Genomic DNA, 11969 nt, shown 5'->3' with positions numbered 1-11969 from the left:
GCTTTTCCCTAAAAGTTCAATTGAATAGAATCAAGCGCGTTCTCTTCTTCCTCAATACTTCCGCTCAATCCGATTTGATCGATCAGAATGTCCGGCTGTTCCAGAATCGCTAATAGGATGTGTAAATAGTCGTTTGATAGAATCTCGATTCTGCTTTTCTTAAACAGTTTTTTCGAATATTCAAACAGCCCGTGATAGTTGTCGTGATCCGCCTGAATCGACAAGGTCAAATCGAACTTGGCAACCGGATGATGAAATGGATACGGCTTGAGCTGCAGGGAATCAAATGTCAATTCAGCCTGGTCGAGATTTTGCAGCACAAACATCGTATCGAATAAAGGATTGCGGCTTGAATCTTTCGGAAGATGTAAATGCTGTATCAATTCTTCCAACGGATAGTCTTGATTTTTATAGGCGTTCAGCATGTTTTCCTTTACTTCGTTTAAGTAGGCATCAAATGTTTTACGGCCCGCCGGGTGATTCCGAATGACTAACGTATTGACGAACATTCCCACAACTGACTCCACATCCAAATGAGTCCGCCCGGCAGACGGCGTTCCTACGATAATATCCTCTTGTCCGCTGTATTTAGATAAAAGAATCGTATAGGCCGCCAATAAAATCATATACAGTGTTGCGCCTGTTTCTTCTTCCATATGGCTTAAACGCTGTTTCAAGTGTTCCGGTATAACAAATTCGAATGATTCGCCTTCGTAATCGCGTATGGCAGGTCTCTCATAATCCGCAGGCATATCCAGTACGGGAATGTCATCGTGAAACTGATCCAGCCAATACGCTTCCTGGCTCTTGATGTTCCGTCTCTGAATGTCCGATTGCTGCCAAACCGCATAATCTTTATATTGAACTGAAAGCGGGTCCGGTTGGTTCCCTGCGTAGAGCCGGCTCAGATCGTTCATCATAATATTGACGGACACGCCGTCAGAAATGATATGATGCATATCAACCACAAGCACATGCCGCAAAGGTTCAATTTCAATTAATCCCGCTCGCATCAGAGGCGGTTTGGCTAAATCAAACGCTTGGATGAATTCAAGCACACGGTCTTCCGCTTCTTCCTTGCTTGCTTGAATTTGTTCTATTGTAAATTCGACGCTTTGATGAATTCGCTGTGCCGGCTCACCTTCATATAATTCAAAGCTGGTCCGCAACGCTTCATGACGCTCGATTAATTTTTGAAAAGCGTCGTTTAACCGGTCGGGATCAACTTCTCCTTCCACGCTCACGGCACCCGTCATATTGTAAGTCAGCTCGCCGCCTTCTGCGTGACTTAACAAATACATCCGTCTCTGAGCTGAAGAAACCGGATAATAGGACATTTCCTTTGCGGCCGGGATCGGTATATATTGATTTTTGTCCATGTGTAACGTCTTTTCAGCCAATTGTTCAATGGTAGGAAACTTGAATATGTCTTTTAGAGACAGATTCACATCCAGCTCTTTTTGAATTCTGGCGGCTAAGGCCGCTGCGCGAATGGAGTTTCCTCCGAGATCAAAGAAATTATGTTTAATCCCCGCACGGCTTATTCCGAGCACTTCCTGCCATAAATCTGCGAGTTTGGACTCCGCCTCATTGCCCGGCGGAACATATTCAGCTGTCTGCTGAAGACTCGCTTCTGGCGCGGGCAGTGCCTTACGGTTTATTTTCCCGTTGGACGTTAACGGCATATCGTCCAGACGGACAAAATAAGAAGGAATCATGAAGTCCGGAAGCTCGGATGACAGTTGTTCCCTAAGCTGCGCAGCCGCTATAGGCTTGTCGCTTACGTAATACGCGCATAATTGTTTTAAGCCGTCTTCTTCTTCTTTCACTGTAACCGCGGCTTTTTGCACCGCTTCCGCGTTATGCATCGCCGCTTCGATTTCACCAAGCTCGATTCGGTGTCCCCTGATTTTGACTTGTTCATCAACGCGCCCAATATATACAAGATTTCCATCCTTCAATCGTTTAGCCAAATCCCCTGTTTTGTACATCTTCGCTCCCGGTATAAATGGGTTTTCAATAAATTTCTCTGCCGTTAAATCCGGGCGGTTCCAATACCCTCTGGCCACACCCGGTCCGCTGATATACATTTCGCCGATTACCCCGACCGGAACCAGGTTTCTGCTTGCATCGGCCACATAAATATCCGTATTGGCAGCCGGAGTGCCGATCGGTACAAATTCCCGCTTGTCCCGTTCTGCGTCGAAGTGATAAATCATACATCCGACGACAGCTTCCGTCGGTCCGTATTCATTGAAAATGTCCAGCCGGTCTTTAAACTGCTCGCTGACACTTTTGGCCAGACGGGTGCTTAAATTTTCTCCGCCCACAATCATTTTCCGAATTGCGGTGCCGCCTGCTATATTCATCTCCTTGATGACGTGCAAATGTGCCGGTGTCAATTTGATCATGTCTATTCTTGTGTCCTTTATAATCTCAGAAAGCACGGTGCTTTTGTCCTCTCCATCGAAGACAACGATGGTATTTCCTGTAGCCAGCGGTGTAAATATCGAAGTCACCGTCAGATCGAAAGAGATGGAAGAGTATAATGGGAAGTTGGTTTTCTCACCCTTTACATAAACCTCTTTCGCCCACCAAATATAATTAGCCAGCCCTTGGTGCTCAATGAGTACACCTTTCGGATTTCCCGTAGAACCCGACGTATAGATCATGTAGGCCAAATCATGTACATTGCTATCCAATTCAAGATTCGAGCGGTCCTCATGATATGAACTTTCCTCATCCAAAAGCACAACGTCACCATCATACGGTAATTGATCTTGCAGGCTCTGCAGTGTCAACACAACCTCCGCTTTTGAATCTCTCAGCATATATTGAATCCGATCTTCCGGATATTCAGGGTCAATAGGCACGTATGCGCCGCCGGATTTCAGAACTGCCAAAATTCCAACAATCAGCTCAAGGCAATGCGGAGAAAGGATGGCAACGAATTGATCCGCTTGTACGCCTTTTGTCCGTAACGTCCGCGCCAATTGGTTCGCCCGTTCATTGAGCTGTCTGTACGTATACTGCTCATTGCCAAAAATAACGGCTGGATGATCGGGCCGCTGTGCCGCTTGTTTTTCAAACCATCGGGTTACTGTTTCCTTATGCGGATACGGCGTCTTTGTGTCATTACACTCCGTCAGCAATTGATGCCGTTCGGTTTCAGACAGCATAGGAACGGAAGACAGCGTCATCTCCGGCTGCTCCACAAGGCTGTTTAAAATGCCGGTATAGTGTCTGGTGATCTGTTCAATGGTGTCTTTTTCAAACTGTCCCGATTTAAAATCAAAATGCATCTCGATTTGTTGTCCGGCATCTTCGATCGTGAGCATCAAATCATATAAAGAGACTCCGGGATTTCGCTCTTTCACCTTAAACGTACATTCATCGTGCCGGATTTCATGAAATTCAATATTTTGAAATACAAACATCGTGTTAAACAGCGATGTTCCCGTTGTTTCTCGCTGAACATTTAATTTCTCCACAAGCCTGTCGAATGGATAGTCTTGGTTTTCGAAAGCGTCAAGCGTCTGCCGCTTTACTTCTTCCAGATAATCCGAGAACTTTCGATTGGCGTGCGGCTTCGTTCGGATTCCGATGGTTTGTATGAAAATACCGATGATATTTTCAATATCCGGATGATTTCTTCCTGAAGCAGGCGTACCTACGACTATGTCTTCTTGGCCCGTATATTTATGTAGCAGCACTTTGTAGGCCGCCAGCATCACCGTATAGAGAGTCGTTCCCGCTTTTTGCGCCAGATCTTGCAGCGAACGGATGATATCCGGCTGTAAAGAGCACGTCACGCGCTGTCCCTCAGAAGACTGCTCTGCCGCTTTTGAGCCGTCTGTCGGCAATTGAAGGACCGGGATTTCGTCTTGAAATTGTTCCAGCCAATATGCCTCCTGCCGCTTCATGGCATCCTCATTCAGCCATTGGTTTTGCCATTCTGCGAAATCTTTATATTCAAATTCAATATCCGCTAGCGGTTTTTGATGATATAAAGCCAGCAATTCATTTGTAAGGATGTTGACGGAATAACCGTCCGAAATGATATGGTGCATATCGATGAGCAGTTCGGCCTGCTCGTTTTCAATCTTGATCAGCTCCGCGCGAACCAAAGGAGCTTGTTCCAAGCGGAACGGTTTTACAAATCGGTCTGCATAAGCTTCAAATTCGTTCCGGCTCATGGTCCGGACTTTAACGTTAAAATCGACTTCGTTTTCAAGTTTCTGAACGATTTCCCCGTCTATCATTTCAAAGTATGTGCGAAACGCTTCATGCCGCTCTATGACTTGCTGAAGGGAAGAAATCAAGGCATGCTCATCGTACTTCCCTATAATTGATATTTGGCCGAACATATTTTGAGCCAGCTGATCCGGCTCCATTTGGTGGAGGAAATATACTCTTTGCTGCGCCGGCGATGTCGGGTAATACGCTTTTTTCTCAGCAGCTTTGATTGGGAGGTGCATGACTTTCGTTTCATTCTGAATGAAACGTGCTAATTCCTTAACAGTCTGGTGATTGAAAAATTGTCCGATGGAAACTTTTTGCTGAAATGTCTTCTGAACTTTGGAAAGCATAAGCGTCGCTTGGAGTGAGTTTCCTCCCAGTTCCAGAAAGCGATCTAATCTGCCAACCCGCTCAAGGCCGAAAAGCTCCTCCCAAATCTGCGCCAGCTGCCGCTCCGTTTCATTTGCCGGCGCCTCGTAGGCATCAGCAAGGTTTTCCGTATTGCTTACAATTGAAGAAACCCGCTTTTGGTGTTCAGCGTAAAGTTCTTGTAAATGATGCTGTTCTTCATCGGAAAACATCACCAAGGCGTTAAGAGGGACTGAATCCCCCTCAACCATCTTTTGCAGCAATGTCGTAAAGCCCGCTCCCCACTTTTTCATGATCTCCGGACTGACGACATTCGTATTAAAATCAAAATCAAGAATGTATTCTTGATCCACATCCGTTACGTTAAGAAACAGATCGTATGAAATGCATTTCATAGGGTAAGCAACGAGCTCAGCTTCCGCCTTTCCGAAGTGAAGCTTTCGAAAAGGCCTGTCCAAATTAAAAATAATACGCATGTCCGGCACATGATCGTGCGGAAGTTCTCTGGCCGTCAGTGTCATCGGAACGGCTTGATGGCGCATGGCTTGATTCACGTTTTCTTTCATCCGGCCCAGATAGCCGGATAAAGTGCTTTCTGAAGAAGCCGTGTTTTTTACCGGAATCATATTGACGCAATTTCCAATCAGATCATGCTGTTTCATATGGGATTGACCGGCTGTCGGCATCCCGATTACAAGGCCCGTCTGTTTGGTAAGCCGGTGCAGAAAAAGGTGAAATGCACCAAGCATCGTTACAAATACGCTATTTTTCATCCGAATGCTTAAAGACTTTAAGGCCTCGCTTAAAGGCCGCCCAAGCCGGACGGTACACCGGTCTCCCTCGTATCCGTTCTGATGGCGGGGAGAAGCGGCGCCCGGCAGGACTGCCTGCTGTATCGGTTCTGAGAAATGATGCCGCCAATACCGGACTCCTTCTTCATAATGGCCGCTGTCAATTTGCGCCTGCTGCCAGTCTAAATATTGGCGAAATGAAGCAGCGGCCTCTTTTTGCTGAAATGATTTTCCTTGTACGATTGCCGCGTAGCTGCTCTCCAGCTCTTGAACAAAAACGGCGATCGACCATCCATCGGCAATGATATGGTGGAACGTGAGCACAATCAGATGCTCATTGTGAGCCGATGTAAGCACATGGATTCTAAACAAAGGCTTTTGGTCATGGAAATCAAACGGCCGTTTAGCATCTTCTGTCAGCCATTTCTGAATTTCTGTTTCCCGCTGCTCTTCCGGGTGACCGGTAAAATCAATGACAGGTATTTCTATAGTCATCCGTTCCTGCACTTGCTGTACTTCGTCATCGGGATGAATCACCGTACGTAAAGCTTCATGACGGTCGACGATATGCCGGACGGCTTGTTTTAATGGTGTATGCTGCAGTTCGCCCTTTACTTTCAGCATAATGGACTGGTTTAAAGCTGCAGAAGCTTCATTCCCATAATGGGATGCCATGACCAATTGTTTTTGTTCATCTGAAAGCTCGTACGCCCCTGATTTGTTATGTCCGCCGTCATCAGGAGAATCCGGGCCTTCCGGAATAAATCCGCCTCGGCGAAGATCCTTCACCGTGTCTTTAACAGCTTGAATGATGTGTTCAATATCATCCGCGGTATGCGCCGTGGATAGGAAGCAGTTGCGTCCTTCCCACACATAGATCCCTTTATAATTGAGATGGTAAAAGAACAAGTCGTTATCAAGCGATGAGACAAACCGGAATAAAGAACCGAATTGAACCATGCGGATAGGCACTTGCGATTGTTCAAAGAAGCGATTTAGCCGATCAACCAGGGAGGCTGTTTTTTGATTCAGCTGTTCATACAGGTGTTCTCCCTCGGTTTGTAAATGGCGAAGCACGGCTAACGACATTCTCATGGTAAGCGGGTGAGTATTGAAGGTGCCGGCCACAAACGTGCGTTTCGCCTCATCTTGCGGATAGGAATCGTCCCCATACTGCCAGGTTCCCCCGTCGATCGCATTCATGAATTCAGCTTTTCCGGCAACAATCCCTAACGGCTGTCCGCCGCCGATGATTTTTCCGTAGGTCACTAAATCAGCCTGAATACCGAACCATTCCTGGGCGCCGCCGAGACCGATCCGAAATCCGGTAATAATTTCATCGATAATCAAAGCTGTTCCGGATTGCTGCGTGATCGCCCGCAATTCTTTCAAAAATGCCTGCGGCTGCAAATCCGGCCTGCGGCTTTGTACCGGTTCCACCAGTACGGCTGCCAATTCATCACCGAGGCTGCGAATCACATCGAGCGAATCGGGATTGTTGTAATGTAAAATAATCAAATCATCCATATAGCTCTGCAGTATACCCGGAGCCAGCGGATTCGCAGACGAGGCTCCGCCTTTAGTGCCGGCAACCCCTAATACGCCGTCAAATGTACCGTGATAAGACCCCGAGAAGGCCACAACTTTCTTTCTTCCTGTTGCCGCCCGCGCTAAACGAAGGGCAACCATGACAGCCTCTGTTCCGGAATTATAGAAAGCGACCCTTTCCACCCCAGTGCATGTGCGGATCCGATCGGCAACTTCTCCTGCGACATCCGACATCGGGCCGAGCGGAGGCAATGATGAACGGACTGAATCATCGATAACCTGTGTAATAAAGGAAGGATGGTGTCCGAAAAGGTTAACCCCGAATCCCATGGTGATATCAATGTATTCGTTGCCGTCAACATCCCACATCTTGGAACCGTCAGAACGTTCGGCAATAATCGGGTACACGATTTCCTTCCAATATGAACGGAAGCTGGACAAGTTGCGGTTATTTGCATGAGCAAATCGGGTTTTGTCCGTATACTGTTTGGAACCTTTCGTTTTATCTGCATATTTCACGATGAAATCTTCTAAATATTGTTTTTGCCGTGCGGTATAGTGTCCCTGTTCATGCAGGTTCTGAGGCTGAAAAGGAACATAAGGTTTCGTTTCTCGAGTCAATGTCTTTTCTGCAGTGACAGCCGGAGGCCCCTGCTTGACAGAAGGAATTGATTTCTCTTGGGTTTTATCGTGTTCTTTCACATCGGAATGATGACCGCCGTTTCTCAGCAAATTAAAGCTATTTAACTGAGCTTGCAAGGTGTCCTGGATTAATTGATTCTGAGAAGCAATTATTTTTTCGAGCATATGTCCTTGATGATCTTCTCTGTGGCCAGATTCAGGCTGTGCTTCTGGAATGACCAGTGTTTCCTGCGCCGGAACATTCTCTTGAGCCGGAGCGGATGCATGAGATGATGGAACAGTCTCAGCCAAGTATTCGATGACACTTTGAAGGTTGTTCATCGTATCAAAAAAACGATCCATCGGGATGTCTATCCCAAATTCATCAGCGATAGCTTTTTTGACCTGTGACAGCATGATAGAATCCATTCCGAGCCCGATAAAATGGGCATTCAGATCGAGTTCCTCCGCTCTGATTCCAGAAGCATTGCTGATGACTGTTTTCAGGAAGGATTCAATATGCGCCTTCGATTGATTGATGTTCAATGCGGCTTCTCCTTTCTCTCGGCCCTCGTTTAGGCGCAATTGGTCAGCTTCAGCCCAGCAGCGGTTCCGTTCAAACGGATACAGGGGCAATGGCGTTTTTTGTACGGTTTCACCGGCGTAAATGGCGCTCCAGTCTATAACGGCTCCCTGCACAAATAATTCGGCGGCGCGATTCAGCCATGTGATCCGTTCATCATGCGTTCGTATACGCTGCTCCAACAGAGCGGCTGCTTGTTTATTCAGCTCCTCTTTATGAGCAGGCAGCATTTCCTTCAAGTTCTTATAACCAACGTATACTCCGGGAAGATGTCTGTCTCCTTGAATTACGGAAGTCAGCTTGTCACATAATTCCTGCTTACTGAATACAATCATGGCAATACCATGATCCAAATGAGCCCTGCCCGTGCCGGCTGTATAGCAAATGGACTTTAATGAAGCTTGTCTGTCATCTGCTGCATATTGCCGGTACTGCTGTGCAAGTTCATAGAGTGATTTTTCAGTATGAGCAGATAAAACAAATAGGTGCGGCTCACCGTCATCGGGTGCATCCTCATTTTGAGAAGTATATTCCTCTAATACCACATGAGCGTTCGTTCCGCTAAAACCGAACGAGCTGATTCCGCCTCGCAGCGGCTCATCACCGGATGTGAACTCCGCAGCTTCCTGATTCACATAAAATGGTGAAGAGTGAAAATGAATGAGCGGATTAGGTTCATTAAAGTGCGCTAAAGGCGGGTTTTTCTTATGATTCAGCATGAGGACAGATTTGATCAGTCCGACGATGCCTGCTGCTTCAAACAAATGACCGATGTTCGATTTAACAGAACCAATCGCACAAAATTGCTTTTTTGCCGTGTGTTTTTCAAACGCTTTACAAAGCCCGTTGAATTCAACCGGATCGCCGAGCTTTGTTCCGGTGCCATGCGCTTCGATGAAAGACAGCGTTTCAGGAGCAATGCCCGCGTCTTTCCAGGCCGTCTCAATGACCTCAGTCTGAGCTGCCGGATTCGGTGCGGTAATTCCGGCGGTCGTTCCGTCTTGATTTATCGCGCTTCCTTTAATCACGCCGTAAATATGGTCTCCGTCGCGAACTGCATCCTGCAAAGGTTTTAACAGGACTGCCGCCGCGCCTTCACCCGAGCCAGTGCCGTCTGAATCTTTGCTGAACGTTTTCGTGTACCCGTCCGAGGATTCCATATCAAGTCCGATACGGATCGGCAAGAGCGATGTCCGGATCCCGCCGGCAAGAGCCATGTCACAATCGCCGGAAATTAAAGATTTGCATGCCATATGAACGGCGGCAAGCGATGAAGAGCAGGCCGTATCCACCGTGACCGCCGGCCCTTTTAAATTTAAGAAATAAGCAATCCGGCTGGCTAACACGGAAGGAAGATTGCCTACTATATATTGATGAAGTTCCTCCGGATAATTCGCAGAAAGGAGGCGTTCATAATCGTAGCCCACCTTCGAGTACCCCGCATATACCCCGACCCGGCTCCCGTTTATCCCGTCCCCGGCATAGCCCGCATCTTCAATCGCATGCCATGCAGACTGCAAAAACAGTCTTTGGTTAGGATCCATAAACTGAGCGGTTTTAGGCGCTAAACCGAAAAACGAATAATCAAAACGGTCGATTTCATCTAAATAACCGCCCTTCACAAACTGATTCTCATTGAATTCACTTTGGATGGACTTTAAATAATCCGCCGCATCTTTCAGCCGGGATGCAGGGTATTCTCGAATGCTGTGCTCTCCTTTTTCTAGCAAATCCCAAAAATCACTTTTGGTCGATGCTCCCGGAACATTGAGCGACATCCCGATAATGGCGATATCTTTCGGTGTCACATGGCTTGGTTTTGCTGTCACGTTCTGCTTGATTTCAGCCCGGCTTTCAGACAGATATGCCGCTAAATCAGTGATAGAAGGATACGTAAAGAGATCGGAGACGGCAAGCTCGCGTCCAAATCTCTGTTCTATACGCTCGGCAGCCTGTGATAACTGTAATGAATTTGCGCCCATATCAAAATAACTGTCAGTGAGGTAAACCTTTTTCCCATCGAGCACATCGGAAAAGATAGACAGTAATTCCGTTTCGATTTCATGAATGGGAGTCTCTCCGGTTTTTACAGGGTTGCTCTCCAAACAAGCATTGATGGCGGCAGACTCTAATGAAAAATCCCCTGCCTCATACTGTCTGGCCAGTTCATAACGTTTCACCTTCCCGCTCGTCGTTTTTGGCAGCTTTTTGATCGGGAGGACTTCTTTTATGCTCCAGCCGCCCCGCTGGTATAAATGCTTTTTGATCTCTTTGACAAGCGGGGCAAATTTTTCAGGCGATTTTTTGAAAACAACAAACAGCACGATTTCTCCGCTTTGTGTCTTTTGGTCATATACACCGCAGGCGGCAACCCTTCCTAAGTCAACCTCTTCCATTTCAATCGCAACCCGTTCAATATCGTGCGGGTAGATATTTTTTCCGTTCACGAAAATAATGTCCTTTTCTCTTCCGGTTACGACTAAGTTGCCACTTTCATTAATGAATCCGAGGTCTCCCGTTTTTACCCAGCCGTCAGAAGTCAGCGCTTTTTCCGTACTCTCGGGGTTGTTATAATACCCTTGAGTCACATTGTCCCCTTTAATCTGGATGTGACCGATGATTCCGTCTTCTGCTCTTTCATTTGCTCCGTCGGAGATCCGAAGCTGACAATAGTCAATGGGTTGTCCCACTTCGACGAATGAAGCGCAATGTTGATCCTCTTTGCTGACTTTTACAGCTCGTTCACCAAGATTTAAATAGTCACGATGCAAATAAACAGGAACGAATTCTTTACCTATTTTAGAAAACGCTGCGCCAACCGAAGCTTCCGCTAAACCGTAAACATTCAAAATAGCGGATCTTTTCAGATTGAATGCTGCGCATCTTTTCAAAAATTCGTCACAGAGCTCCGGCAATATCGGTTCTGCACCGTTTGCGATGACTTTGATATGGGATAAATCCCAGTCTGGTTCGTTTTTCAGAAATTTAAGGAAGTAGTTGTACCCGAAATTAGGAGAGGATAGAATACTGGCTTTATGTTCATGAGCTTTTTTCATCCAAAGAATAGGTCTGCGAATAAATAATTCTGTAGGCATTAGATTTTGATTGATTCCGGTTATGAAGGGAACAAGGTGGCAGGCGATGAGCCCCATATCATGTGTTAAAGGCATCCATGATAAGAAAGAGTCTTTCGAATGAATGGCTAGGGCAGTCCCAATGGCGCACGTGTTATGTATTAAGTTGTGATGCGTTAACATGACTCCTTTTGGATCTCCTGTCGATCCGGAAGAAAATTGGATAAAAGCCAGTTCATCCGCATCAGGTTCATAAAACGAAGCGGGGTAATCGTAGGTTTGATCTTGAATGATGTCAGATTTTTCGTTTAATTGATGATGGAAATCCTGTAAATCGTGTTCTGCAGCGTATTTCTTTATTTTGTCCAATACTTTTTCAGAGGCAATCAGAAACGGATGATTTAATATATTCCAAATGCGCCACACCTTCAGCTTATGGTCATCATCTTCTCCGATACTGACCGGTACCGGGATCATTCCTCCTAATATACAAGCCCAAAAAGCAACGACAAATGATTTGTTTTCTTGGATTTGAAATACAATTTCCTGCTTGGGCTGAATGCCGATATGCTGTAAATAGCCAAGAAAGCCTTTCGCTTCTTCAAACAATTGGCGGTAAGAGACAACCGTCTCTTTTTTATCGGATTCGATAAAACGGATTCCGCGATCAGAGATATTGCTTCTTTCCCGAATGACATCTACTAAGGTTTGGAATTGACTGGTATACATAGGTCCCCTCCTGGG

The 11969-nt window shown here is 46.4% G+C and carries 1 protein-coding gene; it reads right to left on the bottom strand.

Annotated elements, in window-relative coordinates; all coding sequences use genetic code 11:
• Positions 1-8 precede the first annotated feature (8 nt).
• Positions 9-11954, bottom strand: coding sequence for an amino acid adenylation domain-containing protein (locus ACH32G_RS00145; protein ID WP_448813868.1), 11946 nt, complete (start codon positions 11952-11954; stop codon positions 9-11).
• Positions 11955-11969 lie beyond the last annotated feature (15 nt).

It is taken from the genome of Bacillus sp. CIS52 (assembly GCF_053545315.1).
This window is presented reverse-complemented; position numbering and strand designations above follow the sequence as displayed.